This is a genomic window from Actinokineospora spheciospongiae (genome assembly GCF_003182415.1).
Taxonomy (GTDB): Bacteria; Actinomycetota; Actinomycetes; order Mycobacteriales; family Pseudonocardiaceae; genus Actinokineospora; species Actinokineospora spheciospongiae.
Genome location: NZ_QHCP01000004.1, coordinates 732,396 through 759,395, shown reverse-complemented (window position 1 = coordinate 759,395; position 27,000 = coordinate 732,396). Strand labels below are relative to the sequence as shown.

The window sequence follows — 27,000 nt, the reverse complement described above, 5'->3', positions numbered from 1 at the left end:
CATGTCGAGTCCGTTGGTGCCGGGTGTCGGGGAGTTGTTCGAGGCGGAGGTGGACCGGGAGGCTTGGCGGCGGACGTTGCGGCCGTGGTCGGTGGGTGGGGTCGCCGGGGTCGTGGTGGGGGTCGGGTTGGTCGTGGTGGGGTGGCCTTGGCCGGTGCTGGGGTGGGTGGTGGTGGGTGCGGTGGTGCTGGTGGTGGGGGCGAAGGTGGCGGGGTACGTGGCGCGGCGCAAGCGGCGGGCCACGTCGCTGACGGTGGACCGGGTGGGGGTGCGGGTGCCCACGGGTCGGGGGCCGGTGTTCCTGCCGTGGGAGTCGTTGCGGTCGGTGGTCGTCGACGGGGTGACGTTGCGGTTCCGGGTGCGCCCGGCCATCACCCCCGGCTCTCCCGGGGTGTTGGGGTTGCACCGGCGCGATGCGTGGCCGGTGGCGTCGGGGCCGGGGTTGCCGGTGGACACCCGGTTGTTCACCCGGGAGCTGACCGAGATCGTGGCGGCGGTGCGGTTGTACTCCGGTGACTGCGTGCGCATCGCCGACGCTTGAGGATCACTCAGTCGGCGGCGGTCACCCACAGCCTCATGATCACTACACTCTGCGAGAACCCGGGGGTGTTCGGCCCCCGGTGGGTGATGGCGATCGTGTGAAGGGGTGTTCGGGCTGTGGTGATCACGCCGGAGACGCGCAGACCCGGGTCGCCGTTGTTGGACCTGGTCCGGTTGACCCGGGTGCTGCGCCTGGGGGAGGGGTCGGCGTCGGTCGGGGTGGGGGTGGTGGCCGCCGCGGAGGAGGTGCCGGTGCTGACCGGGGCGGTGGGGCGCGACGGGTTGGCGGTGGGGGTGCGGTGCCCGTGGCGGTCGCGGGTGGTGCCCGCGCGGGGGTGCCCGCCGGGGGAGTTGGCGGTGGCGTTGCGGGAGGTGCTGCGGGGGCCGAGCCGGGTGCTGGTGGTGGCGTCCTCGGCGCGGGTGGGGCCGCGGTCGCACCGGGTGGCGTTGACCGCGGCGCTGGACGCGGCTGCGGGGCGGGGTGTCCCGGTGTTCGCCGCGGCGGGCACGACGCGGTGCGCGGTGACCGCGCACCCGTGGGTGGTGCCGGTGTACTCGTGCTCGGTGACCGGGCGGCCCAGTTGGTTCGTGGAGTGGGCCGAGGATTCCGAGGAACCGGTGGAGGGTTTCGAGGAGGACCCGGTGGGGGGTGACCCGGAGGCGGCGCCGCGGGGGTTGTTGGCGCCGGGGCAGGAGGTGCCGGGCCCGCACGGGCGGGCCACCGGCAACGGGGTGGCCGCGGCGGTGGTGGCCGCGACCGCGGCGCTGCTGTGGTCGTTGGCGCCGTCGGTGCCGGGGTCGGTGCTGCGTTCGGCGCTGCTGGTGGGGGCGACCACCCCCCGCCGGTGGGCGCCGCCGTTGTTGGACGCGCAACGGGCGTGGGAGTTCGTCACCCGCGGCGTGGCCTGACCCTCAAGTGGAGGTTGAGGGTTGTGTGGTCAAGGGCAGGTTGAGGGTGCGGTCGGGCCCGCGAATGCGCTGGTCAGGGGTGGTTCAGGTGGTGGTTGAGGGTTTCCGGGGCGGCTCAGGTGGTCGCGGGGGCAGGCCGAACATCGGCAGGCACTGCGCCACTCCGTGCAGGGTCACCGCGACCGTGCGGTGGGCCAGCCAGGCTTCCCGGGTCAGGCGCAGCCGCTGATCGATCGCCACGGCGCCGCGCACGACGCGCCGCTCGATGCCGTCGGGTGCGTAGCCGAGCCCGCGCGAGACCCCCAGCGAGGCGGGGTTGTCGGTGAACGCCGCCGAGCGGGCCTCCCGGGCGCCCAGGCCCTCGAACGCCAGGTGCAGCACCGCGGCGCGCATCTCGGTGCCGATGCCCCGACCGTGGTGCGCCCGCCCCAGCCACGACCCGGTCACCACCTCCCCGGTCACGGCCAGGTCGGTCGCCGACAGGCCCTGCATGCCCACCACCACCCCCTCGCACACCACCACCAGCGGCAACGACCAGTCCCGCGGTGTCCACGCCCCCAACGTCCGCCAGTGGTGCTGCACCACCGCGAGCGCCACCTGCCCCGGCGGGGCATCGGTCCACGGCACGACGAAGGGCATCGTGGCCGGGTCGTGCACGCCGCCCGCGGCCAAGTGGGCCAAGGCGGTGAGCTGCTCGGGGTCGGGCAGGCACAGGTGCAGGCGCGGGGTGCGCAGGTGCAGCCCGGCGGGGGTGAACACGTCGGTGGGCATCGGCCCATGCTGGAGCAGGCGGCCCGCGGCGGTCACCCGGTTTAGCCCCGGCGGTGCTCAAGACCCCAGCGGTGTTCGAAGCGGGCGCGGTGGGCGCGCAGCAGGTCCTCTGCCTCCGCCTCGGCGCGGGTGGGCACCGGCACCCGGGCGAAGCGGGCCGCCGCGGCGGCGATCCCGGCGACGAAGCGGCGCCCGACCGCGGTCAGCGGGGCGGTGGCCAGCACGGCGGCGGTGGCGGTGACCGCGGCGCGCCAGCGGGCGAACTCGCGGTCGGCGTGCGGGCCGGAGCCGGTGGCGCGGCGGGTGTGCCAGAACGCGGTGACCCCCAGGTGGGCGTAGGTGCCGTGCAGCAGGCCGGGCAGGGGGCGGGGGTCCGGGCGCCACGGGGCGTAGAAGGTGTCCGCGCACGGCGCAGTCAGCGGGTGCAGGTCCATCACCGCGGTGAGCTTCGCGTGCTGGGTCTCGTGGGTCAGGGTGGCCGCGGTGGCCTCGGGGTCGTCCCCGGCGGAGAGGAACACGCACCCCAGGGCGTCGGCGAGGGTGGCGCTGGTCTGCGACCCGGGTGGGGGTGCCAGGGCGGTGGCGGTGGTGGTGATCGCCGCGGTCTCCGCGGCGGCGTCGGGGTGGTCGCGGGCCAGCAGCGCCCACCCGGCGGCCACCCGGCCCGCCCACCGCGGCGGTGGGGGGCAGGCGCCGAGGTCGGCGGGCAGCAGGTCCGGGGGCCAGTCGGCGGCGACGACCTCGGCGGCACCGCCGGGGCGCAGCACCGGGAACGGCGACCAGGGCAGGGTGTCGGTGCGGTGGCGGCCCGCGACCGCGGTGGTGGCGGTGCCCAGCGACGGCAGCACCCCCGCCCGGGTCGGCGGGAAGGACAGCACCGCGGGCACCCCGGCGCGCACCGCGGCCGCCGCCGCCACCCACGCCAGGTCCGCCGCCCGGCCGTGGCCGCGCACCGCCCGCGCCGTGGCCCACGCCCCCACCAGCGGGTCGTCGAGGACCCGGTCCACCGCGGCCGGGGCCGCCGCGCGCACCGCGCCCAGGGCGCGGAAGGCGGCGGTGGCGTCGGGGTCACCGGTGATCGACAGCCGCAGCAGGCCCAGGGTGCGGGAGCGGCGGGCGGCGACCAGGGCGCGCACCGCGCCCTCGCCGCCGCCCCCGGCGGCGAGGGCGTCGAGGGTCGCCGGGGCCACGGTGTGCCGGGGCAGGGCGCGGGTCACCGCAGGTGTTCCAGGTCCGCGGCCAGGCGGGTGCTCGCGTGGGTGATCAGCCGGGTCAGGTCCGGGCAGTACACCGAGGGGTTGTCCAACCCGGACCCGGCGCGGTGGCGGTGGGCGGGCTGCCCGCCGCCGCAGACCCGCAGCAGCGGGCACGCCGCGCACGTCGGGCACACCGGCGGCGCGGGGGCCAGGGCGGCGTCGAAGGGGTCGCGGTGCACGCTCAGGCCGGTCGCGGCGGCGGTGGGGACGGTGGCGGCGAGGATGTCGGAGCGGGCGATGCCGCCATCGGTGTCGACGACCACCTGCGGGGACGGGTCGGTGCCCAGGCCCTCCACCGTGGACTCCCCGCCCAGCAGCAGGTCGAGCAGGGCGTCGAACAGGCGCACGGAGGTGGGGCCGGGGGCGGCGGTGTACCAGTGCTCGAAGATCGTGACCAGCCAGTCGCCGTAGGGGGTGCGGGTGGGGTCGGGGGCGCGGCCCGGGGGTGGGGTGTCCCAGGTGCCGTGCGGGAGCAGGTAGTCGAGCACCGGTGGGGCGAACCCGGTCAGGGCGGTGTGGGTGGCCAGCGGGTCGGCGGTGGGGTCGATGACGCACAGCAGCCCGCCGAAGACGTGCCGGTAGGGGCCGGTCAGTGCTGTGAGGCGTTCGGTGACCGCGGCGTGGGTGCCGTGCCCGGAGTGGGTGCGGCGGTGGCGGTCGTGCCCGGCGGCGGTGCCGTCGAGGCTGACCCCCACCCGCACCCCGAACTCGGCGAACAGGTCCAGGAAGGCGGTGTCGAGCAGCAGCCCGTTGGTCTGCACGGCGAAGTCCACCCGGGCGGGCACCCGGTCGCGGGCGCGGGTCAGCACCCGGCGCAGGGCCGCCACCCCCGCCAGCAGGGGCTCACCGCCGTGCAGCACCACCTGCACCGCGTCGAGGCCGTGGGCGGCGGCGTGCTCGGCGACGCGGTCCACCGCGGCGTCGGCGGTGCCCGGGGCCATCGCCCGGGGTTTGGTGCGCCAGGACCCGTCGCCCATCTCGTAGACGTAGCAGTAGTCGCAGGCCAGGTTGCACCGGCCGTGGACCTTCAGCACGAACTGGCGCACCGGCCGCGGCCCGGTCATCCCATCCTCCTCCCGGGGGCCACCCGTCCGGGTGGCGTGAGCGGTCATCATTCCCGGCCCGTGCGGTGACCGGCGGGTTCTCGTCACCGCAGTACCCGATCGGCTCATCCCCGTCTCGGGTGGCCGCGCGCGATACCATGGGTGGCAGGCACACCACGGGGTGTGACGATCCGGGGGAGGGGGGCGTGCCGTGGACGCCCGACGCGCCGAGCACGCCGACACCACCGCAGACCGCGGCACCGACACCACCGAGGCCACCGGCGGGCCGGGCGGCGGCGAGACCGGGGCCGCGGCGGACGGGGGTGCGGCGGGGTTGCCCGACCTCACCGGGCTCGACTTCGCCGACCTGGAGGCCATGCCGGAGTCGGTGCTGCGCGCCGCGCTGCGCCGGGTGCTGGCCGACGGCGGTGCGCCGAGCAGGTTCGCCGCGTTCCAGAACTCCCTCTAGGGTGTTGCGACGATCGGGTGATCTTGGTCGCCGGGGGGCATCGGGAACCCCCGGGCGGGAGTCTCCTCAAGACGGGACACGTCGGCGCGGGTGGGATGTGGGAATCGGATGAGCGGACGTCGGGAGGCGGTCGGGCAGGCCGCGGTCACCGTGTTCGCCGCGGCCGCGGTCCGGCCGGGGCGCGCCGACGCGGTGGCCAACCTCGCCGTGCTGCTGGCCGCCGCCGGGCGCCGGGTCCTGGTGCTGGACTGGTCCACCGAGAGCCCCCCGGTGCGGGAGTTCCTCGACCCGTTCCACACCGACACCGCCGAGGTGCCCGCCGCGCTGTGGGCGGGGCTGCTGGCCATGGTGCCCGCCCACGCCCGCCCGGCCGGGGTCGGGCCGCTGGAGCGGTTCACCGTGCCCGGGCTGGCGGGGCCGGTGGACCTGATCTGCACCGGCACCCCCGGTGGGCTGCCCGACTTCGTCACCGCCACCGCCGGGCCCGCCGCGTCGGGGGACCTGCGCGGGCTGCTGACCGAGTCCGACTACGACGACGTGCTGGTGCTGCTGCCCGCCGGGCGCGACCCCGACCGGCTCGCCGCCGCCGCGGCCCTGGGCGACCTGGCGGTGGTGGTCTTCGCCGGGGGGCCGCGGGCGGTGGCCGCGGCGGTGGAGGTGGCCACCGGGTTGCGGCGGGCGGCGACCGTGCGCGTCGACGTGGTCGCCCTCGCCGCCCCGTTCCCCGCCGGGGACGACCCCGAGCAGGCCGCGCAGGCCCGCACCGACATCCACCGGGCCTTCGCCCCCATCACCGCCGAACAGGCCGACGCCCCACCGGTCGACGGGCACCTGGAGTTGCCCGCCTGGCGCCACGACGACCCGTTCGCGCTGCTGGCGGTCCTGGTGGAGTCCCCCGACACCGCCCCCGCGGTCCTGGCCGGGCACGCCGCGCTCGCCGAGGTCGTCACCGGGCACGGGTTGCCCACCGCCGACGGGGTGCCCGCCGCCACCCGCGCCACCTACCGGCGGGCGTTCGGGTTGCCCACCGACGGTGAACCCGACCGGGTCCTCGTCGCCGCCGCCCCCGCCCACCGGCCCTGGTCGGACTGGGTGCGCGACCAGCTCGCCCGCGCCGGGGCCCGCACCCGCGACCTCGCCGACCCCGGCGACTGGCTCGACCCGGGGGCGCAGGTGGCGCCGTCGGTGCTGGCCATCACCGCGGGCGACACCGACCCACCCGGCCTCGACGCGCTCGCCGGGCGGGGGCTGCGCACTCACCGGTTCACCCCCGCCCCCACCCCCGAGGGGCCCGTGGGCCCGGCCGGGCGGCGCAGCGCCACCGAGCACGCCGACCGGGCCCGGTCGGCCATGCTGCGCGCCCTGGGCCTGGTCGAGCGGCGCACCGACTTCGCCGGGCCCGCCCCCCGGCTGCCCGGACTGGCCCCGGCCCGTTTCGGCGCCCCCGGCCTCAACCCGCGGCTGACCCCCCGCGACACCGACATCAACGCCCTGCGCGACCGGTTCACCCGGGCCGGGGAACGGCGCACCATCGTCACCGTCACCGGGGCCGCCGGGGCGGGCAAGAGCCAACTGGCGCTGGCCTACGCCCACCGCTTCGCCTACGACTACGACCTGGTGTGGTGGGTGCCCACCCACGACCGGCAACGGGCGTTCGTCGCCCTGGCCGGGCTCGCCGCCGGGATGGGGCGCGCGGGCGGGCACCAGGCCAGGGCGGCGCTGCGGGCACTGGCCACCGACCCCGCCTGCAGGCGGTTCCTGCTGGTGTTCGACGACGTGCCCGCCGACGACGACCTTGAGGACCTGCTGCCCGAGGGCGGCACCGGGCACATCCTCATCACCACCCGCTCCGCCCTCGACAGCACCGTCGAACTCACCGGCATGGTCGCGGGTGAGGCGGTGGCCCTGCTCACCGGCGCCGTGCCCGGGTTGACCGCCGAGCACGCCGCCGCCGTGGCCGAAGCCCTCGACCACCGCCCCTACGCCCTGGAACTGGCCGGGTGCTGGCTGCGGGAGACCGTGGAAGCGCTGTGCTCGGCCGGGGCCGCCGTCGCCGCGGCCGCCGACCACGCCGCGGGCGACCTCGTCGCCGAACTCACCCGACCCGCCGACACCCACACCCCGCACCGGGCCCACGACCCCGCCGGGTGCCGCATGACCGAGCACACCCTGGCCACCCTCGCCGAGACCACCCTGGGGCGGGTGACGCTGCTGCTGGTGCGCATGGGGGCGTTCCTGTCCGCCCAGGGGGTGGCGCTGGGGTTGATGCGGTCGCGGCCGCTGGTGGCCGCGGTGGCCGACCTCGCCGCCGACGACGCCCTGGCCCTCGACGCCACCCGCGTCGACCGGGCCCTGCGGCTCGGCGAGCGCTACGGGCTGCTGGAGGTCGACTGGGGCAACCGGGCCCGGGTGCACCTGGGCAACACCCTGCAGGGCATCGTCGCCGACCTCATGGGCCCCGACGAGCGCGAGGCCACCCGGGCCACCCTGCTGCGGTGCCTGGCCCGCTACGCCCCCGCCGAGACCGCCGACGAGGCCGGGTCCGCCGACCGCTTCGCCGAACTGCAACGCCACGTGCTGCCGTCGGGGGCGCTGGGCAGCGACGACCCGCAGGTGCGGCGGTGGCTGGTCAACCAGGTGCGGTACCTGTACCTGCACCGCGGCGAGTACGGCATCCTCGACGCCGCCCTCGACATCGGCGCCGGGGTCCTCGACGACTGGGCCGCCCGCTTCGGCGTCGACGACCCGCTGCGGCTGCGGCTGGCCGGGCAGCTTGCCAACCTCGCCCGCGACCTGGGTCACCGCCGCCGCGCCCTCGACCTCGACCGCGACACCCTCGCCCGGCAACGGGCCCGCCCCGACTCCGCCGGGGACCTGCCCACCCTGGCCACCGCCCGCGGTCTCGGCGGGGACCTGCGCGGCCTGGGCCGCTTCGCCGACGCCCTCGTCGAGGACCAGGTCACCTGGGAGGGTTACGTCCGCGAACTCGGCGAGGACCACCCCCAGACGCGGCGGGCGGCCAACAACCTCGCGGTGTCGCGGCACCTGTCCGGTGACACCGAGGGCGCCCTGCGCGTGGAGGAGGACAACCACCGCCGCCGCCTGCGCCTGTTCGGCGAGGACGACCCCGACACGTGGTGGTCGGCGACCAACATCGGCGTCTACCGGCGCGAGCTGCGCCACCCGCGGGCGGTGGAGGGGTTGCAGATCGCCTGGCAGAAGCTGCGCGACCTGCTCGGCGCCGACGCCCGCGCCACCGTGTGCGCGGAGTGGCAGTTCAGCGCCGCCCTGCGCGGCACCGACGCCGGGCGGGCCCGCAACCACGCCCGCAACGCCCGCACCGTGCTGCGCGCCCTGCTCGGCGAGACCCACCCCGACACCCTGGCCGCCACGCTGAGCTTCGCCCACGCCCAACGCCGCTTCGGCCAGGACCACGCCATGGCCCTGGAACTGGCCCTCGACGCGCACGCCGGGTTCACCGCCGAGGTCGACCTGCCGCCCGGGCACCCGTTCCTGGCGCTGTGCGAACTGGGCCTGGGGCAGGCCGAGGCGCACGCCGGGTCCCACGAGCGCGCCGAGGAACGCCACCGCCACGCCCTGGCCCTGCTCACCGACCGGCTCGAACGGGTGCACCCGTGGACCCTGGCCGCCGCGGTCGACCTGGGTGCGCTGCTGGCCGAGACCGGGCGCCTCGACGAGGCGGTGCGGATCACCACCGCGGCCCGCGACGACGCCGTGGACTACCTGGGGCCCGGGCACCCCTGCGCGGTCGACGCGGGCGCCAACCTCGACCTCGCCGCCCGAGGGGTCACCACCGGCTGGAGGCTGATCGATGTCGACGTCCCCCAGACCTGACGCGCACGAGACCGTGCCCGCCCACCTGCCCGCCGACGTGGGCGCCCTCATCGGGCACTACCGCGACACCCTGGCCGCCGCGACCGCCCTGGACTGGTTGGGGCACTTCCGGGCGGGCACCCTGGCCTACGGCATCGACCGGCTCGGCGAAGCAGAACCCGCCCCCGACCACCTGCCCGGCACCACCCGCCGCGACGCCGTCGAACGCCTCGGACGCCAGGTCACCTCCACCGTGCGCGCCCTCGACCGCACCCTGCAGCAGGCGGGCACCGGCAGGTTGATCCGCACCGTGCTCAGCACCGACCGCAACGCCCTGTTCTGCGACACCGTGCGCCCCGGCGACGACGTCATCGGGGTCATGCCCGTCACCGACGGGCCCGACGCCGTCGACGCCGGGGACCGCGCCGTGGCCGCCCTGGCCACCCGGCTGCGCGCCCTCGACGGGCTGCCCGCCCCCAACTACGGGTCCTTCGACACCACCGCGGTCACCGACCGCGCCGGCAGCCCCACCCGGCCCCTGCCGCGCCCGGGCACCGACACCGCCGCCGTCACCGACCGGATGCGCGCCGACATCGGCCCCGACACCCTGCACCTGCTCAGCTACTGGTCCGACGGGCGGGCCGAGGCCACCGTCGACTGCCTTGACACCGTCACCGGCCCCGCCCGCGGCGCCCGCCTGCGCGCCCTCTACGCCGCCCTCGGCGCCGACCTGGGGCCGCGGGCCAACGAACTCAACCGGGCCGCCGGGGGCGCCCTGCGCGGGCGGCTGCTGCGGCTGGTCCTCGACGTGGAGTCCGGCGCGGTCTACTACCGGCGCCTGCCCGCCCGCCGCTACCTCGTCGGGGTCACCCTGAACCAGGCCCACGTCGCCGCCGCCGACGACCGCATCTCCGCCCTCGCCCAGGACCTCACCCACCCCGACGGTTGAACCCGGCCGGACGCCGTCCCCCGCACCCCGGGAGATGTTGAAGGTGAGAGGACTTCGGCATAGGATCGACCCGGAGTGTGCGGGACTCGGCCGTTGCGGTGAACGGGGACACCATGGTCGCAGCACCAGAGGAGTACGCGTGGTGACCGCCTGGTCACGGTCGGTCGCCGTGGTGGGGGCGGTGTCGGCCGGGTGGGGCTTGGCCGCGGTCACCGGCTTCCGCGACGCCGCCGCCTCCGACGCCTACGGGTTCCTCGTCACCGCCCTGCTCGGCTTCGGCCTCTACACCAGCACCCGCGGCATCGACATCGACGAGTTCCGCGCCCACCTGCGCACCGTCCTCATCGCGGTCACCCTCGGCGTCGCGGCCAAGGTCGCCCTGATCTTCGCGGTGCTGCACGCCGTCGGCCACGACGTGAAGGCGCTGCTGCTGGCGGTGGCCGTCGCCCAGATCGACCCGCTGTCGGTCGCCGCGATGCGCGCCAAGTCCCGCATGAGCGAACAGGGCAAAGCCCTGCTGGCCGCCTGGGCGTCCTTCGACGACCCGGTCACCGTCCTGCTCACCGCCTACCTCGGCGCCGCCCTGCTCGGCCCCGACTTCGGCGCGGGCACCGGCGGCGCGGCCGGGTTCGCCCTCAGCGTCGCGGGCAACCTCGCCCTCGCCGCCGCGGTGTGCTGGACGTGGCGGCGGGTCGGGGACCGCCCGCGCGGGGCGGTGGGCAACGCGGTCGTGGCCGCGGCGGTGCTCGTCGTGGCGTTCCTGGCCGTGCGGTACTCGCTGATGCTCGCCCTGGCCCTCATCGGCCTCGTCGTGCGCCCCGACGTCGGCGACGCCCTCGACCGCCTCGCCGGGGCCGCCCTGTACCTCGGGCTCGGCGCCATCGGCGCGGTCCTGGTCACCGGCATCCCCGTCGGCACCGGCGTCGTCCTCGGTGTTGCCGCGTTCGCCGCCCAGTTCGCCGTCGCCTACGCCGTCACCACCCACCGCCACTGGCGCCGCGACCGGCTCCGCCTCGCCCTCGGCCAGCAGAACGGCCTCACCGCCGTCATCCTCGCCCTGCTGCTGGAACCCGCCTACCCCGGCGCCGCCGCCACCGTCGCCGTGGCCGTCGTCGTGGTCAACCTCCTGCACCTGAGCACCAACGCCGCCCACGACCACCTGACCCGGGGGCACCCCCAACCCGAACCCGACACCGAAGCCGGACCCGAGGTCGCCCGCCGCGACCGGCGCGTCCCGGCCACCCCGGCGCTGGAGAGCTGACCGCGCGGCAGGTCAGCCGGTGAGACCGCCCAACCACGCCCGCGCCCCGGCCAGCACCTCGCCGGTCAACCCGACGTGCGGGTCGACCGGCACCAACAGGGTCGGGGTGTCCCCGCGGCGGGACAGGAACTCCGCCCGCGGACCCGGGTACAGGTCGAAGTCGTCGTTGAACCACACCAGCGGCCTGCCGTGCGCGTACCGCGACACCCCCGGGAACTTCCACCCCGGCCCCTCGGTGAAGACCACCGCGGGCAACTGCGGCAACCCCAACGCCGGACCGACCATCGTGTTCGCCTTGTGCTCCCACGTCGTCGCCCACACCAACTCCGCCCCCGTGCGCTGCGCCAACCCCAACAGCGCCGCACCGTGCGCGGGGTCCAACCACAACCGCAACGGCCGCCTGCGACTCCACCCCGACAACCGGAACCGGTGCTCGACATACCCCGGGGGACGGGTGGCCTCGGTCGCCGCGAACGGGTTCAACGGCCCATCGACATCCACGAACACCACCGGCCGCACCCCCGAACCCCACCACGACCACCACCGGCGTGACAACCACGGAGTGGATCAGGTCTCGCTCGTTCAGCGGAGTGGTGCAGACGCCCGGTGGGCACAGGGTTTCGGTAACGCGCCCCCGGGGTGGCGGCAGTGGCGTGGGGCAATGCCCCTTCGGGCTCAACAGCACCAACGACCTCTGGGTCGTGGCGACCAAGTGACCGCCGGGCGGCCCCGCTGCGGCGGGGCCGCCGTTCAGCGGCCCGCCGCCGTGCGCAGGACCTGGCGGCGGACGCGGAAGCTCAGGTTGCTCAGCGACTCCTCCACCCGCGCCAGCGCGTCCTCCGGGCGGCCCGGGACCGCCGTCAGCGGGGTCAGGCGGAACGTCGGCAGGTACTCGGCCATCGCGTCGTAGACGTTGCACACGCCTTCCAGGGCCGCTCGGGCGTCGGCGTCGGTGGTGCCCGGGTAGCGGTGGAACCAGGCCGCGACCGCGCTGCGGAAGCGGGCGACCACGTCGACCAGCAGGCGGCCGGTGCCCGCGGCGGCGACGACGTCGGGGCGCTCGACGATGCGCAGGGCCGGGTCGGCGGCCTCGTAGGTGCCGGTGTCGAACGCGAGGGCGACCTCGGGGTCGATCGTGGTCAACGCGGTGAGCGCGTCGACCGCGGCGGTGAACAGGCCCGCCACCGGCTCCGGCAGGTCGTCGGCCTGCGGGGCCGGGACCGAGGCCGGGGTCGGGGTCGGGTCGGCGGGGCGGGTGAGCACCGACTCGACCCGGTCGGCGTTGTGCTGGATCTGCTCGAGCAGGTCGCGGTGCATGGTGGCCATGCGGCGCAGGATCTGCTCGGTGTGGGTCAGGACCTGCCCGACCGGGTCGGCGGCGTCGAGTTCGGGGAGGCGGGACATCGCCGTCTCCAGGGCGTGCAGCAGGTCGTCGACGAAGGTGGCCTGCCGGTAGAGGACCGGTTCGTGGCCCAGGTGCTCGCGGACGCGGGCCACGGCGATGTCGGTGGGGGTGCCGGTGACGACCGGCAGGATCACCGCGTGCGGCTCGACCCCGCGCAGGGCCACCACCCTGGCCAGCACCGCGTCCACGTCGGCTTCGGTGAGCAGGGCCGAGGTCAGCAGCACCGCGCACCCGGAGGCCCGCTGCGGGAACCGCACCCAGTAGTCGGCGCGGGTGTCGGCCTTGGGGCCCAGGACCCGGTCGCGGTAGTGGTCCCAGTTGGCGATGGTCAGCACCCGGGCGATCTGGTCGCCGATGTCGTCGGCGTTGGGCTGGCCGAACAGGTCGGTGCTGGCCCGGCTGAGCAGGGCGTCGTCGATGGGGGCGTCCACCCCGGTCTCGCGGCGGCGGTCGTCGGCGAGGCGGAACGCCCGGTGGCACAGGCGGATCACCTCACGCGGGTTGCCGCGGGTGACCATGCGGATCGTGCGGACCACCGGTGGGGTGAACGGAGACAGGGTCCGCGCACCCAGGGTGGCTTCCTGGGTGCGCATGATGAAGTCGGTGATCTCCTGCTCGGTCAGCCCCGCCAGGCGCACCGGGTGCGGGATGCGCGCGCGCACCGGCCCCGACAGGGCGGGCCACACCTCCGGCAGGCCGCCGAGCACCAGGCACGCACCGGCCTTCGTCGCCACCTGCAGCAACTCCTGGAACTCCGACATCTCCGCGTGCCCGGGGGCGTGCTGGGCGGAGAAGATCTTGTCCAGCTCGTCGACGACGAGCACGAACCGCTGCTCGCGACCGCCGAGCAGCAGCGCGAAGACCCGCAGCGCCTCCAGCGCCACCAGGTCGTCGTCGATGACCTTGGTGACGCCGCGGTCGACGAGGATCTGCTCCGGGCGCCCGCCCAGCAGCCAGTTCCACACCGCGTCCTGGAACCCGGTGCGCAGCAGCAGGGTCAGCGCCGCGGCGAAGTCGCGGTTGGCGGTGACCCCGGCCAGGGTCTCGCGGACCTGCCGCAGCAGCCTGGACTCCAGCAGGCCCAGCTCCCGGGCGATCTCGTGCCAGCGCACGTCCTCCCGCTCGGCCTCCGCCGCCAGGCCGCTCATCGCCCGCACGTCGTCCTTGGTCAACCCCGACGGCTCCAACGCCTCGGCGACCCGGTCGGCGTAGTAGTCGTTGACCAGGGCCACCAGCCCCGACACGCCCAGGGACGTCATGAACCGCTTGTAGAGCGAGAGGAAGTCCGCGGCAGCGGCGTCGAGGTACATCGCCCCGCGCGGGTTGCCCAGCCGCCGCCGCGCCCGCGACACCATGCGCACCGACAGGTGGGTCTTGCCGATGCCGTAATCACCCAGCAGGGCGATGACCGTGCCCCCGGGACCGCCGGGGCGGTCGTCGCGGCCGTCGAGGTAGTCGTCGAGGAACGCGAACGCGGTGCGCATCGCGTCGGTGAGCACGGTGATCTCCGCGGAGTCCGGGTCGCCGTCGACCAGGGACACGTTGGCCACCGCCATGTCCGCGAACGGGTTGCGCCGCCGCGCGGGCCGCTGCTCGTCGCTCACCTCGACCCCCCTCGGGGACCGCGCGGGCCCAGTTGACCGGCCAGCCACCTGCGGAAGTCCTCGGCGGTCACGGCGTAGGCGGGGGAGTAGTCCGCGCCCTGGTCCCGCAGCATCTTGAAGGTGCCGTGCGCGGCGCGCTGCAGGGTCTTGACCGACGGGGAGATCATCGCCAATGTCCGCAACCCCTCCGGGGACACCCGCGGGTACACCCCCGACCCGGCGTGCCTGCTGAGCCGGTCGTCGACGAACCGGTCGACGTCGCGCGCGGACAGCGTCTGCATCTGCACCACCACCGGGGGCCGGAAATCTTCCAACTCTTCCTCGATCTCCATCAAGCTATCCCCCAACAGGGACGACTCGGCCAGGAACACGACCCTCGGACTGCTGAACATCTTCGCGTACCGGACGACTTCGAGCACCAGATCACCGGGCGTCGGCAGCAGCACGACGGCCGCGGCGGCCGGTTCCAGCGCCGTCTCCAGCTCGGGGAAGATCAGCCGGGGGTCGTCGTTGTGCTGCCACAGCGCCGCCGCGCCCGGCCGCAGCAGCCCGGTGTTGCGCTGCAGGGCGGGCAGCAGCCGCTTGCACACCAGGTTCACCCGCTGGTCCACCGACCGCTCCTGCTCCTCCACCGCCGCGGTCAGGTCGATGACGTGCGCGCGCAACCCGATGCCCACCAGGCCGGCGCGGACGCGGTCGGCGAGCCGGTTGACCATGGCGCTCTTGCCGCACCCGGACTCCCCGGCCACCAGCACGTACCCGCCCCTGGCCAGTTCGGTGAAGTCGTCGAACGCCGACTCCGCCCAGTCCAGCGCCGCCGCGAAGCCGCACACGTCGACGTAGAAGCCCTCGTGCTCGGGGTGTTCGAAGGGGCGCAGGGGGCGCAGCGGGCCCCGGTCGAAGTGCGGGACCACGAACGGGTTGACCGGCTTCCCGCCCGCGCCGCCGGTGCTCACCCGGTGTTCTTCCGGCGCAGGGACCGGTGCCACCGCCCGGGCGTGGCCAGCGCGGCGGCCACCCGGTCCAGCGCCGAGTGCAGTTCCTCCACCGCCTCCTCCTCGCGCCTGCCCGGCCCCCCGGACAGGCCGCCGAGGGCCTCGGGGGACAGCGGGCCGGAGACGATGGTGTTCTTGGCGGCCTCCGCCGAGGGCCACGACGGGTGCTCGGCGACCACGCGCCGCAGCCGCGTCAACAGGGCGGTGTGGGCCTTGTCGAAGCGGGCGCTGTCGCGGTTGGCCACGTAGGTGGAGGCGTACTCCAGCGCGGCGGCGCGGAACTCCGTGGCCGCCGCGACCAGGGCGTCGCGGTCGGCGCGGCCCGCGGTGACCCTGGCCTGCCAGGCGGTGGCCACGTAGGCGGCGAGCGCGCCGAACAGGCCGGTCAGGAACGGCAGGGCCTTGTCCAGGACGTCCTGCGGGGGTTGCTTCTGCGCCTCGTAGAGGGCCTGGCAGGCCTTCTCGAACGCCTCCGCGTCGCCCCGGCGCCACGCGGGCAGGTCGGCGACCTTGGCCTTGTCCGCGCCGAGGGCGATCGCGGCGTCGCGCAGCGGTTGGGCCTGGGCGGGGGACAGGCAGTAGACCAGTTCGTGGTCCTCGGGGTCGGCGTGCGCGGCCGGGGCCCAGGCCAGGGCGGTCCACACCGTCACCAGGGCCACCGCCGCGCCCCGCCACCCGACCCCGCGGTCCACGCGCACCCCCCGGTCGCCACCCGTGCCCGAGCACCCGGCGGGTGCCCGCCGGATGAAGGTCAACTGTAGCGAAACCCATGTGCCCGCCCCCGCTCTCTTGCTACATCCACCACCCGGGGTGGGGCGTTAGTGCGCCGACCGGGTGACGCTGCGGGTTCCCCCACGCCGCCGGGCCGCTCGACCGGGCGCGGGCGGGGTGCGGGAAACGCGGTGGCAGCGGTGACCGGGCAGGCCCTAGGGTCGCCGCACGTGACCCCGCACCCACCCCTGCAACCGCACGCCAGCGGCCACCTCGACGTCAGCGACGGCAATCGCATCTACTGGGAGAGCAGCGGCAACCCCGACGGCAAACCCGCCCTGTGGCTGCACGGCGGCCCCGGCGCGGGCGGCGGGCGGGGCAGCCGCCGCCTGTTCGACCCCGACGCCTACCGCATCGTGCTGTTCGACCAGCGCGGCTGCGGGCAGAGCGAACCGCACGCCGCCGACCCCGAGGTCAGCCTGGAGCACAACACCACCGAACACCTCCTCGCCGACATCGAGCGGCTGCGCGAACACCTCGGTGTGGACCGGTGGCTGCTCTATGGCGGGTCCTGGGGCTGCACCCTGGCCCTGGCCTACGCCCAGCGCCACCCCGACCGGGTCTCCGAGATCGTCCTGGTCGCCATCTCCCTGAGCACCCCCGCCGAGGTCGACTGGCTCTACCGGGGTGTGCGGGTGCTGGTGCCCGGCCCCTGGGAGGACTTCCGCCGCGGCTCGGGCCTGCCCGGCGACCCCGCCGGGGTGGAACTGGTCGCCGCCTACGACCGGCTCCTCAACTCACCCGACGCCGCCGTGCGCGACCGGGCCGCCGTCGACTGGTGCGCCTGGGAGGACGCGGTCATCGCCCACGAACCGCGCGCCGGGCACTTCTCGGCCACCTTCGGCGACACCCAGCGCGCCTTCACCCGCATCTGCGCCCACTACTACTCCCACCACGCCTGGCTCGACGACGGCGCCCTGCTGCGCGGCATGGGCCGCATCGCCCACGTCCCCGCCGTCCTCATCCACGGCCGCCTGGACTTCGGCTGCCCGCTCAAGACCGCCTGGGACCTCGCCGCGGCCTGGCCCGCCGCCGACCTGGTGATCATCGACGACTCCGGGCACACCGGCAGCCCCGCCCTGTCCGACGCCATCCACGCCGCCACCGCCCGCTTCGCCCCCGCCGAGGGGGCCTGAGGGCCGTGCCGAGACTGATCGCAGACGTCCTGCCCGCCGGGACCCTCGCCGGGCGCGACCAGCCGCGCATCCCCGGAGACGGGGTGCTGCTGCGGCCGTGGCGGGCGGGCGACCACGCCGCCGTCGTCGCCGGGTACACCGACCCCGACATCCAGCGGTGGCACGCGCGCGGCATGGACGACGCCGAGGCCCGGGACTGGATCACCGGGTGGGGCGCGCGGTGGCGGGCGGAGACCGGGGCCGGGTGGGCCGTGGTCTCCGCCGAGGCCGAGGGCACCGTGCTCGGGCAGATCAGCCTGCGCCGCGTGCACCTCGACGAAGCCCGCGCGGAGGTGTCGTACTGGGTGCTGCCCGCCGCCCGCGGGCACGCGGTGGCGCCGCGGGCGCTCGACGCCCTGGCCGGGTGGGGGTTCACCGGGCTCGGGCTGCACCGGATCGAGGTGGCGCACTCCACGGCCAACCCCGCCTCCTGCCGGGTGGCCGAACGGGCGGGGTTCGCGCTGGAGGGGACCAAGCGGGCCGAGGTGCTGCACGCCGACGGGTGGCACGACATGCACCTGCACGCCCGCCTCGACACCGACTGACCACCCGGCGACCCGGCCGGAGCAGGCGGGGACACCCGCACGGTCAGACCGGGCCGCTGCCACCCCGGGCGGTCGACCGCGACCGATAGACACCCGGGGCGCACGCGGACCACCGGCCCGCGCCGCGCCTCAGCAGTCGGACAGGAACCGGTCGAGGACCTCCACCCCGAACCGCAGGCCCTCGACCGGCACCCGCTCGTCGACCCCGTGGGCCATCGCCCGGTAGTCGAAGTCCGGCGAGAGCAGCAGCGGGGCGAACCCGAAGCACTCGATGCCCAACTGGGAGAACGCCTTCGCGTCGGTGCCCCCGCCCATGCAGTACGGGACCACCACCGCCCCCGGGTCCTGCGAGCGCAGCGCCGCAGCCATGGCGTCGAACCACGGGGAATCCACCCGCGACTCCACCGGCGGCTGGTGGGCGACGTACTCGCGGGTGATGCCCGGGCCCAGCAGCCGGTCGATCTCGGCGAGCATCACCGCCTCGGTGCCCGGCAGGACCCGGGTGTCGACCTGCGCCTGGGCCACCCCGGGCACCACGTTGACCTTGTACCCGGCCTGCAGCACCGTGGGGCGGGTGCTGTTGCGCACCACGTTCTCCACCATCTTCGTGGCGTTGCCGAAACCGGCGATGGTGGCGTCGACGTCGTTCCAGTCGACGGGGGCGCCCAGGGCGGTGCCGACCCGGTCGATGAACGCCCGCACGGTGGGGATGAGGTGGATGGGCCACTGGTGGGCGGCCAGCCGGGACAGGGCGTGGACCAGCTTCTCCACCGCGTTGTCGTCGTTGCGGCGCGAACCGTGCCCGGCGCGGCCGGTCGCGGTCAGCCGCAGGTGCGAGGTGCCCCGCTCGGCGGTGCCCACCGGGTACAGGTGCACCAGCTCCCCGGTGGCCGAGCGGGCGGGCACGGTGTAGCCGCCGGACTCGCTGATGGCCGCCGCGCACCCCTCGAACAGCGACGCGTGCTCCTGCACCAGCCAGTGCGCCCCCCACTGCCCGTCGTCCTCCTCGTCGGCGACGAAGGCGAAGACCACGTCGCGGCGCGGGCCCCGGCCCTCGGCCGCCCAGCGGGCCAGCACGGTCAGCACGTTGGCGACCATGTCCTTCATGTCCACCGAGCCCCGGCCCCACACGTACCCGTCGTGGATCTCCCCGGAGAACGGGTGCCTGCTCCACTCCGCCGGGTCGGCGGGCACCACGTCGAGGTGGGCCTGCACCAGCAGCGCGGGCAGCGTCGGGTCGGTCCCCGGCCAGCGGGCGACGACGTTGGAGCGGCCCGGTGCGCGCTCCAGCAGCACCGGCGCCAGGCCCGCGTCGCCCAGCCGCCCGGCGACCAGTTCCGCCGCCGGTCGCTCCGGGTTGCCCGCACCCCCGCCCAGGTTGGTCGTGTCGATCCGGACCAGCCTGGAGCAGAGTTCCTCGACAGCCTCACCCACGCCGTACCCCTTCTCAGCCGTACAACCCGTCGATGGCGCCCGCCGCGATGGCGGTGACCACCTTGAACGCCTTCATCGCCGCGGTCTGCGACTCCGCGGTGAACCTCACCGTGCGCGTACCCACCAATTCCACCGTCGGCACCACCGCGGCGGCATGTGCGAGATGTGTCGCATCGAAGTCGACCTCCACGGTGTGCGCGGACGCGTCGCCGTGCCCGCGCCCGGCGTGGGCCATCGCCGCGACCGCCTCGGCGGTGATCACCGCGGCGGTCACCGACGGCGGCGAGCACACCGCGGCGTAGCGCGACACGCACTCCTTGACCACCGCGTGCCGCGCCCTGGGCGCGTAGGCGCTCGCGTCGGCGCAGGTCAGGTCGTCACCGGTGACCAGCAGCACCGGCACCCCGTGTTCGGCGGCGAGGGCGGCGTTGAGCCTGCCCTCACTGGCCGCGACCCCGTCGAGGCGGACCTCGGTGATCGAGTTCTCCAGGTAGGTGTGGGCCAGCACCCCGTCGGCGCCCGCCCCGGTGTGGTAGCCCAGGAACACCACCCCGTCGACCCCGGAGTCGATGCCCTGCATCATCGACAGCGGCTTGTGGCGGCCGGTGAGCAGCCGGGCCCGGGGGTCCAGCTCCTCCAGCAGCACGTTGCGCTGGGACGAATGCGCCTCGTTGACCAACACCTCGGTGGCGCCGCCGTCGAACAGCCCGGCCACGCAGGCGTTGACGTCACCGGTCAGCGACCGGCGGAACCGCTGCCACTGCTCGGTGCCCGGCACGACGTCGGCGGTGCAGGTGACGCCGGTGGCGCCTTCCATGTCCGCGGAGATGAGGATGCGCACCGGACCCAGGTTACTTCTGCGCGACACTCGTTGACTTCCACGGTTCCCGAATGGTTACTTTCTTGCCAACTGTGACAGGAGCTGCGTCACACCGACGGACAAGGGGTGGGCACGGTGCGGCAGAGAAGATGGGCGTTGGGGGCATCCACACTGGTGGTGGCCATGTCGGCGGGACTGGGGGCGGTACCGGCGGCGACCGCCACCGCCGCCGCGCAACAGGGGACGACGCTGCGGGTCGCGGTCACCCAGGAGGTCGACTCGCTCAACCCGTTCCTGTCGATCACCCGCACCGGGACCGACATCCTGCGGGCCGCGTTCGAGGAGCTGACCACCGCCTCGGCCGCGGACCTGAGCCCCGAGCCGGGCCTGGCCGAGAAGTGGGAACCCTCACCGGACAAGCTCACCTGGACCTACACCGTGCGCCGCGGCGCGAAGTGGAGCGACGGGCAGCCGATCACCGCCGCGGACGTGGCGTTCACGTTCAACCTGATGCTGTCGAACGAGACCGCCCGCACCGCCAACGGCAACTACGTCGCCCAGTGGGAATCGGTCACCGCCCCCGACGAGACGACCGTGGTGGTCAAGACGAGGGCCCCGCAGACCACCATGGTCGCCCTGGACATCCCGATCGTGCCCGAGCACGTGTGGTCCAAGGTCGACGTGGGCGCCGAACCCGCCTACCCCATGGTGGGGTCCGGGCCGTTCGTCATCACCGACTTCAAGGAGAGCCAGTACACCCGGCTCTCGGCGAACAAGCAGTACTGGCGCGGCGCACCGAAGATCGACAACCTCGACTTCATCCACTACAAGAACGCCGACGCCGCCGTGCAGGCGCTGCGCAACGGCGAGGTCGACCTGGTCAACGGCCTGACCCCCACCCAGTTCGACGCGCTCGCCGGGAACCCGGACATCGAGCGCAACAACGCCAAGGGCAAGCGGTTCAACGAGCTGGTCATGAACCCCGGGGCCGCCACCGCCACCGGGCAGCCCATCGGCGACGGGCACCCCGCCCTCAAGGACCCGCGGCTGCGCCGGGCCATCGCCCAGGCCATCGACTCCAAGACCATCGTCGACAAGGTCTCCGGCGGGTACGCCACCGTCGGCGGCGGCTACATCCCGCCGCTGTTCTCCACCTACCACTGGGAGCCCACCGGGGATCAGGCGCGGCCCTTCGACCCGGCCGCGGCCAACTCCGCCCTCGACGCCGCCGGGTACGCCCGCGGCGGCGACGGGGTGCGCGTCGACCCCGCCAGTGGGCGCCCGCTGAAGTTCCGGCTGATGCTGCACTCCGGCAAGGCCTTCGACGAGCAGTCCGCCCCGTTCATCCAGGGGTGGCTGCGCGACATCGGCATCGCCGTGGACGTGCGGTCGGTGGCCGACAACAAGCTCAACGAGGACACCACCGCCGGGCGGTTCGACCTGGCCTACAGCGGCTGGACCGGCAACCCCGACCCCGATGCCGTCCTCGCCCTGCAGACCTGCGCGTCGCGGCCCAACGCCGACGGCAAGGGCGCCACCCCGGACTCGTTCTTCTGCGACGCGGACTACGACCGCCTCTACGCCCAGCAGGGCAGCGAGTTCGACACCGCCAAGCGCGCCGAGATCGTCAAGCGGATGCAGCAGATCCTGCACGCCCAGGCGCCGCTGACCATCCTGTCCTACGACAACGCCCTGGAGGCCTACCGCAAGGACAGGTTCGCCCCGTTCACCCTGTCCCCGGACCCGGGCGGGTTCATCATGAACCAGCAGTCCTACTGGGGTTACTACAGCGCCACCCCCGCGTCGGCGTCCGCCTCGGGCGGGTCCTCGTCGTCGACGGTGGTGTGGGTGGTCATCGGCGCGGTCGTGGTGATCGCCGCCGTGGCGGCCCTGGTGCTGGCCCGCCGCCGCAGGGCCACCGCGGACGAGCGCGAATGACCGACGCGCTCACCACCGTCGAGCCCGCCGCCGCCACCCCGCGTGGCGGCGGCGGGGGGACGCTGCGCTACGTGCTCAGCAAGGTCGGCGCCGCGCTGATCAGCCTGGGGCTGATCGTGGTCCTCGGGTTCGTGCTGTTCCGGGTCCTGCTGCCCGGCGACCCGGTGCGCACCCTGACCCGCGGCGCCCCGGTCACCCCCGAGGCCGCCGCCGCCCTCGAACGCGAGTACGGGTTCGACCTGCCGCTGTGGGGGCAGTTCACCCGCTACCTGGGCAACCTCGCCCACGGGGACCTCGACAGGTCGCTGGTGTTCAAGGTGCCGGTGGCGCAGAAGATCGGCGAACGGCTCGGCCCGACGCTGCTGCTGGTCGGCGTGGGCACCCTCATCGCGGTGGTGCTGGGCCTGTGGCTGGGCACCCGCACCGCCTGGCGGCGCGGCAGCCGCTTCGACCGCACCGCCACCGGGATCGCCCTCGCCCTGTGGTCGGCCCCCACCTTCTGGCTGGGGCTGGTCCTGCTGACCGCCACCGGCGGGCTGTTCCCCTCCGGGGGCATCACCTACCCCGACACCCCACCGGACTTCCTCTCCCAGGCCCTCGACACCGCCCACCACATGGTGCTGCCCACGATCACCCTCGTCGCCGTCGTCTACGCCCAGTACCAACTGGTCATGCGGTCCTCGCTGGTGGAGGAGATGCACGCCGAGCACCTGCTCACCGCCCGCGCCAAGGGCCTGCGCGACGACGAGGTGCGCCGCCGCCACGCCGTGCCCAACGCCCTGCTGCCCACCGTGACCCTGGTGTTCCTGCACCTGGGCCTGGTGGTGTCCGGGGCGATCACGGTGGAGACGGTGTTCTCCTGGCCCGGCCTGGGCCTGCTCACCTTCGAGGCGCTGCGCTTCCCGGACTACCCGCTGCTGCAGGGCACCTTCCTGGTGCTCGCCGCCGCCGTGGTCGTGATGAACCTCGTCGCCGACCTGCTCCTGCGGGTCCTCGACCCCCGGGTGCGTGCCTCATGACCGCCCCCGAACCCGTCGAGCGGACCCCCGGCCCGGCGTGGGCGCGGCGCCGCGCCGCCGCCCGCCGCGCCTGGGGCGAGTTCACCCGCCACCGCGCCGGGGTCCTCGGCCTCGGCGTGCTGGTGCTGGTCATCGCCCTGGCCGCGCTGGCACCGCTGATCACCGACGCCGACGGCGTCGACGTCACCCGCGCCACCGGCGGCAGGCTGGAACCACCCGGCGGCCGGTACTGGCTCGGCACCGACGAGAACGGCCGCTCGGTGCTGCTGCTGGTGCTGTGGGGGGCGCGGATCTCCCTGCTCGTCGGCCTGTCGGCCACCCTGCTCTCCATCGCCATCGGCACCGTCGTGGGCATCCTCACCGGGCACTTCGGCGGCTGGGGGTCGGCGCTGCTGATGCGGCTGACCGACTTCTTCCTCGTGCTGCCCTCGCTGGTGCTGGCCATCGCCCTGTCCACGGTGATCGGACCGGGGGTGGGCACCATCGTGCTGGCCATCGGCGTCACCTCCTGGCCCTCGGCGGCCCGGCTGGTGCGCGCCCAGACCCTCGGCGTGGAGGCCCGCCCCTACATCGAGCGCTCCCGCGCCCTCGGCGGCGGGCACCTGCACGTCATCGGCAAGCACGTGCTGCCCGGGGTGCTGCCGCTGGTGCTGGTCAACACCACCCTGGCCGTGGGCACCGCCATCGTCGCCGAATCCACCCTGGCCTTCCTCGGCCTCGGCGACCCGGTGGCCATCTCCTGGGGCAGCATGCTGCGCTCGGCGTCGAACTCCGGGGCCGTCACCGCCGGGGCCTGGTGGTACCTGGTGCCGCCGGGGCTGGCCATCGCCGTGGTCGTGCTCGCCTTCACCCTGTGCGGGCGCGCCATGGAGTCCGTGCTCAACCCCAGGCTGCGGGAGCGCTGAGATGACCCTGTTGCAACTGCGCGACCTGCACGTGCGATACCCGGGCGAGCACGCCGTCGCCGGGGTCGACCTGACCCTGGCCGCGGGGGAAACCCTCGGCCTGGCCGGGGAGTCCGGCTGCGGCAAGTCCACCCTGGCCATGTCCGTGCTGCGGCTGCTGCCGCCCACCGCCGAGGTCGACGGGGAAATCCTCTTCGACGGCGAGGACGTGTCCACCATGAGCTGGGGGCGGCTGCGCGCGGTCCGCTGGGCCGGGGCGTCGGTGGTGTTCCAGGGCGCCATGCACGCCCTCAACCCCGTGCACCGTATCGGCGAGCAGATCGCCGAACCCATCCGCGTGCACTCGCCCAAGACCCCACCGGCCCGGGTCCGCGAGCGGGTCGCCGAACTGCTCGCCCAGGTGGAACTGCCCGCCGACCGGGCCGGGGCCTACCCCCACCAGCTCTCCGGCGGGCAGAAGCAGCGGGTGATGATCGCCATGGCCCTGGCCTGCGACCCCAAGCTGGTCATCGCCGACGAACCCACCACCGCCCTCGACGTCGTCGTGCAGGCCCAGGTCCTCGACGTGCTCACCCGCCTGGTCACCGACCACGGCATCGGGCTGCTGCTGATCTCCCACGACCTGGCCGTGCTCGGCGCCACCTGCGGGCGGCTGGCGGTCATGCGCCGCGGCCGCGTCGTCGAGGAGGGCCCCGCCCACCGGGTCATCACCGCCCCCACCCACCCCTACACCCGCACCCTGGCCGCCGCGTTCCCCACCATCGGCGACCCGGCCTCCCGGTACAACCCGGCCACCGCCGGTGAGGCACCGGTCGCGGGCACCGAGGCGGTGGGGGAGGAACTGCTGGCCATCCGCGACCTGCGGGTGAACTTCGGGGCAACCGCCGCCGTGGCCGGGGTGGACCTGAGCGTCCGCGCCGGGGAGATCGTCGCCCTGGTCGGGCAGTCCGGCTCCGGCAAGACCACCCTCGCCCGCACCGTCCTGGGGTTGCGGAAACCCGACTCCGGGCAGGTCCTCTTCGACGGCAAACCGGTCCCCACCTCGGCCAAGGGGCTCAAAGCCCACCGCAAACAGGTGCAACTGGTGCTGCAGGACCCCACCAGCGCCCTCAACCCCCGCCACACCGTGCACGAGGCGGTCGCCGAGGGGCTGCGCATCCACGGGGTGCGCGGCGACGAGGCCGACCTGGTGCGCGCGGCGCTGACCGACGCCGAACTGCGACCCGCGGAGAAGTACCTGGGGTCGCTGCCGCACGAACTGTCCGGCGGACAGCGGCAACGGGTCGTCATCGCCGGGGCCCTGGCCCTGTCCCCGCGGCTGCTCGTCGCCGACGAACCCGTCGCCTCCCTCGACGCGTCCGTGCGCGGGGAGGTCCTGGCGCTGCTGCTGCGGCTGCGCGCCCGCCTCGGCCTGGCCACCCTGGTCATCACCCACGACCTCGGGCTCGCCTGGAACATCGCCGACCGGGTCGCGGTCATGCACCGGGGGGTGATCGTCGAACACGGCCCCGTCGAGGACGTGCTGCTGCGCCCCCACCACGACTACACGAGGTCACTGCTGGCGGCCGTCCCCCGCCCGGACGCGGGCCGAACGGCCGAACCCCGGGCCGACCAGGGGGTCTGAGGAGCACCCGGGCAGGGACCGACCGCGCGCCACTACCCGGTGTGAGCAGCGCCGCGCGGTCGGTCCCACCGGAACGGCCGTAGCGCGCAGGCCGGACAACGCCCCTGTGTAATCTCTTCCTCTGACAGTCACCCCCGCTGAAGCATGCGCACACGTGGAAGAGTCCTTGGTCGCTGAGAACGCAGAGAAGCAGACAACCGCCCCCGACGGGAGTTCGGAGCCGTTCCCGGAGCGGATTGGACCGCTGCCCAAGCGCACCATCGCGCTGGGCACCCTCGGCAGCGTCCTGATCCTGCTCAGCGCGTTCGGCGCCGCCGGAATCCTGGTCAGCGACCCGGTCCTCGGACACGGACCCCTGTCGTGGATTCGCTACGGACACGGGCAGATGCTCGCCACCGGCGTCATCTACCTCGGCTTCGGCCTCGTCGTGTGGGCCTGGGTCCGCCTCGGCCGCCACGTCCTCGCCGGGCGGGTCGCCCCCGGGTCGGTGCTGCTGGCCGCCGCGTGCTGGATGGCCCCGCTGGTCATCGCCCCGCCGGTGTTCACCCGCGACGTGTTCTCCTACATCGCCCAGGGCACCCTGCCGCTGTTCGGCCACGACCCGTACTCGGTCGGCCCGATCGTGCTCGACCTGCAGAGCGTCGTGCAGAACGTGCACCCGTTCTGGCAGACCACCCCCGCCCCCTACGGGCCCATGTTCATCCTGCTGGCCAAGGGCGTGGCCTGGGTCGCGGGCACCAACATGATCGCCGGGGTCGTGCTCATGCGCGTCACCCTGATGATCGGCCTCGGCCTGCTGCTGTGGGCGCTGCCCGGCCTCGTGCGCCACCTCGGCGGCAACCTCTCCACCACCCTGTGGCTGGCGATCGCCGGACCGATGACCGTGGTGCACCTGGTCGGCGGACCGCACAACGACCTGCTCATGGTCGGCTTCCTCGCCGCGGGCACCCTGTGCGTGCTCGAGCGCAAGCACGTCGTGGGCATCCTCCTGGTCACCCTCGGCGTCGCGGTCAAGGCCACCGCCGCCATCGCCCTGCCCTTCCTGGTGTGGGTGTGGGCCGGGCACCTCAACTCCACCCCGGTGAAGAACTTCGTCCGCGCCGGGGCCGCCGCGGTGGGCGTGTTCGTCGCCACCTTCGCCGTCACCACCCTCGCCGCCGGGGTCAACCTGGGCTGGATTCAGGCCCTGCAGGCACCCACGATGATCGTCAACTGGCTGTCGGTGCCCACCGCGGTCGGCGAGGTCGTGCACTCGGTGGTCGACCTGTTCGTCAACGCCAACAAGTCCTGGTTCGTCAACACCACCCGCGTCCTCGGCGCCCTGGTGTTCGTCTGGATCGCCGCCCGCCAGTGGTGGCAGTCCCGCGCGGGCGGCTCGGACGCGGTGCGGCGCATGTCCTTCGTGCTCTTCGCCGTCGCCGTGCTCTCCCCCGCCACCCTGCCGTGGTACCTGACCTGGGGCTTCGTCATCGCCGCCGCCCTGCCCTGGCAGCGCCGCCAACTGGCCATCCTGGTCAGCGCCGCGGTGTTCCTGGTGCTGACCTACTCCCCGGCCGGTGAGGACCTGCTCTACAACTGGGTGTTCATCGCCTGCGCGGTCGCGGTGTCGGTCCTGGCGGGCTTCTCCCTGCTGCGCGTGGACCCGCTGGGCCTGTTCACCGACCACCGCGAAGACGACCTGGTCGGCGTGGGCACCCCCACCGCCGCCAAGGTGTAGCCGCACCCCTGCCCGG

Annotated in this window: 22 protein-coding genes; 13 read left to right on the top strand and 9 right to left on the bottom strand. The window is 74.7% G+C overall.

The window, feature by feature from the left end; translation table 11 throughout:
• Position 1: 1 nt before the first annotated feature.
• The gene (locus DFQ13_RS33100; protein ID WP_146241229.1) at positions 2–541 is read left to right on the top strand and encodes a hypothetical protein; all 540 of its coding nucleotides are present in this window, start codon (positions 2–4) and stop codon (positions 539–541) included.
• Between the two features lie 119 nt (positions 542–660).
• The gene (locus tag DFQ13_RS33095) at positions 661–1,449 is read left to right on the top strand and encodes a hypothetical protein (RefSeq protein WP_146241228.1); all 789 of its coding nucleotides are present in this window, start codon (positions 661–663) and stop codon (positions 1,447–1,449) included.
• An 84-nt stretch (positions 1,450–1,533) separates the two neighbouring features.
• On the opposite strand, the gene DFQ13_RS13955 is transcribed toward DFQ13_RS33095, so the two are convergent.
• Genes DFQ13_RS13955 through DFQ13_RS13945 form a run of 3 tightly spaced genes read right to left on the bottom strand, consistent with a single transcriptional unit; the run spans position 1,534 to position 4,540 of the window.
• On the bottom strand, positions 1,534–2,220 hold the full coding sequence (locus tag DFQ13_RS13955) for a GNAT family N-acetyltransferase (RefSeq protein ID WP_110080105.1): 687 nt from the start codon (positions 2,218–2,220) through the stop codon (positions 1,534–1,536).
• 41 nt (positions 2,221–2,261) lie between these two features.
• The gene (locus DFQ13_RS13950; RefSeq protein WP_181399971.1) at positions 2,262–3,437 is read right to left on the bottom strand and encodes an aKG-HExxH-type peptide beta-hydroxylase; all 1,176 of its coding nucleotides are present in this window, start codon (positions 3,435–3,437) and stop codon (positions 2,262–2,264) included.
• A complete protein-coding gene (locus DFQ13_RS13945; protein WP_110080103.1) occupies positions 3,434–4,540 on the bottom strand; it encodes an FxsB family cyclophane-forming radical SAM/SPASM peptide maturase in 1,107 nt (368 codons plus the stop codon). Before DFQ13_RS13945 ends, DFQ13_RS13950 begins: the two co-directional genes overlap by 4 nt.
• A 190-nt stretch (positions 4,541–4,730) precedes the next feature.
• On the opposite strand from DFQ13_RS13945, the gene fxsA reads away from it, so the two are divergent.
• The 4 genes from fxsA to DFQ13_RS13925 all read left to right on the top strand — a co-directional run bounded on the left by fxsA (position 4,731) and on the right by DFQ13_RS13925 (position 11,032).
• Complete coding sequence (gene fxsA, locus DFQ13_RS13940; RefSeq protein ID WP_110080102.1) at positions 4,731–4,988, top strand: FxSxx-COOH cyclophane-containing RiPP peptide; 258 nt, start codon at positions 4,731–4,733, stop codon at positions 4,986–4,988.
• Between the two features lie 108 nt (positions 4,989–5,096).
• Positions 5,097–8,843 (top strand): FxSxx-COOH system tetratricopeptide repeat protein, encoded by a 3,747-nt coding sequence (gene fxsT, locus DFQ13_RS13935; protein ID WP_110080101.1) that lies wholly within the window; start codon positions 5,097–5,099, stop codon positions 8,841–8,843.
• Positions 8,821–9,771, top strand: a complete 951-nt coding sequence (locus tag DFQ13_RS13930; RefSeq protein WP_110080100.1) for a hypothetical protein — start codon at positions 8,821–8,823, stop codon at positions 9,769–9,771. Before fxsT ends, DFQ13_RS13930 begins: the two co-directional genes overlap by 23 nt.
• A gap of 142 nt (positions 9,772–9,913) precedes the next feature.
• Complete coding sequence (locus DFQ13_RS13925) at positions 9,914–11,032, top strand: cation:proton antiporter (RefSeq protein WP_146241226.1); 1,119 nt, start codon at positions 9,914–9,916, stop codon at positions 11,030–11,032.
• A gap of 12 nt (positions 11,033–11,044) precedes the next feature.
• Here DFQ13_RS13925 and DFQ13_RS13920 read toward each other — a convergent pair whose 3' ends face one another.
• From DFQ13_RS13920 to DFQ13_RS13905, 4 genes are all read right to left on the bottom strand, one after another.
• Positions 11,045–11,542, bottom strand: coding sequence for an HAD domain-containing protein (locus tag DFQ13_RS13920; protein WP_146241225.1), 498 nt, complete (start codon positions 11,540–11,542; stop codon positions 11,045–11,047).
• 240 nt (positions 11,543–11,782) lie between these two features.
• Positions 11,783–14,041: a hypothetical protein gene (locus DFQ13_RS13915; RefSeq protein WP_110080097.1), complete on the bottom strand. Its 2,259-nt coding sequence runs from the start codon at positions 14,039–14,041 to the stop codon at positions 11,783–11,785.
• Positions 14,038–14,997, bottom strand: coding sequence for an ATP-binding protein (locus DFQ13_RS13910; RefSeq protein ID WP_110080096.1), 960 nt, complete (start codon positions 14,995–14,997; stop codon positions 14,038–14,040). The genes DFQ13_RS13915 and DFQ13_RS13910 overlap by 4 nt, the downstream gene beginning before the upstream one ends.
• Positions 14,994–15,728: a hypothetical protein gene (locus tag DFQ13_RS13905; RefSeq protein WP_146241224.1), complete on the bottom strand. Its 735-nt coding sequence runs from the start codon at positions 15,726–15,728 to the stop codon at positions 14,994–14,996. Before DFQ13_RS13905 ends, DFQ13_RS13910 begins: the two co-directional genes overlap by 4 nt.
• A 249-nt stretch (positions 15,729–15,977) precedes the next feature.
• On the opposite strand from DFQ13_RS13905, the gene pip reads away from it, so the two are divergent.
• Positions 15,978–16,943, top strand: a complete 966-nt coding sequence (gene pip, locus DFQ13_RS13900) for a prolyl aminopeptidase (RefSeq protein WP_110080094.1) — start codon at positions 15,978–15,980, stop codon at positions 16,941–16,943.
• A 5-nt stretch (positions 16,944–16,948) separates the two neighbouring features.
• The gene (locus tag DFQ13_RS13895) at positions 16,949–17,527 is read left to right on the top strand and encodes a GNAT family N-acetyltransferase (protein WP_110080093.1); all 579 of its coding nucleotides are present in this window, start codon (positions 16,949–16,951) and stop codon (positions 17,525–17,527) included.
• Positions 17,528–17,656: 129 nt separating this feature from the next.
• On the opposite strand, the gene DFQ13_RS13890 is transcribed toward DFQ13_RS13895, so the two are convergent.
• The gene (locus DFQ13_RS13890) at positions 17,657–18,961 is read right to left on the bottom strand and encodes a M20/M25/M40 family metallo-hydrolase (RefSeq protein ID WP_110080092.1); all 1,305 of its coding nucleotides are present in this window, start codon (positions 18,959–18,961) and stop codon (positions 17,657–17,659) included.
• 13 nt (positions 18,962–18,974) lie between these two features.
• Entirely contained in the window at positions 18,975–19,802 is an 828-nt protein-coding gene (locus DFQ13_RS13885) for a M55 family metallopeptidase (RefSeq protein WP_110080091.1), read from the bottom strand.
• Positions 19,803–19,964: 162 nt separating this feature from the next.
• On the opposite strand from DFQ13_RS13885, the gene DFQ13_RS13880 reads away from it, so the two are divergent.
• From DFQ13_RS13880 to mptB, 5 genes are all read left to right on the top strand, one after another.
• Positions 19,965–21,719 carry an ABC transporter substrate-binding protein gene (locus DFQ13_RS13880; protein ID WP_110080090.1) on the top strand — a complete coding sequence of 585 codons (1,755 nt, stop codon included), beginning with the start codon at positions 19,965–19,967 and terminating at the stop codon, positions 21,717–21,719.
• A complete protein-coding gene (locus tag DFQ13_RS13875; RefSeq protein WP_110080089.1) occupies positions 21,716–22,738 on the top strand; it encodes an ABC transporter permease in 1,023 nt (340 codons plus the stop codon). Before DFQ13_RS13880 ends, DFQ13_RS13875 begins: the two co-directional genes overlap by 4 nt.
• Positions 22,735–23,643, top strand: coding sequence for an ABC transporter permease (locus tag DFQ13_RS13870; RefSeq protein ID WP_110080088.1), 909 nt, complete (start codon positions 22,735–22,737; stop codon positions 23,641–23,643). Before DFQ13_RS13875 ends, DFQ13_RS13870 begins: the two co-directional genes overlap by 4 nt.
• A 1-nt stretch (position 23,644) precedes the next feature.
• A complete protein-coding gene (locus DFQ13_RS13865; protein WP_110080087.1) occupies positions 23,645–25,267 on the top strand; it encodes a dipeptide ABC transporter ATP-binding protein in 1,623 nt (540 codons plus the stop codon).
• Between the two features lie 166 nt (positions 25,268–25,433).
• Entirely contained in the window at positions 25,434–26,984 is a 1,551-nt protein-coding gene (gene mptB / locus DFQ13_RS13860) for a polyprenol phosphomannose-dependent alpha 1,6 mannosyltransferase MptB (RefSeq protein ID WP_181399970.1), read from the top strand.
• Positions 26,985–27,000 lie beyond the last annotated feature (16 nt).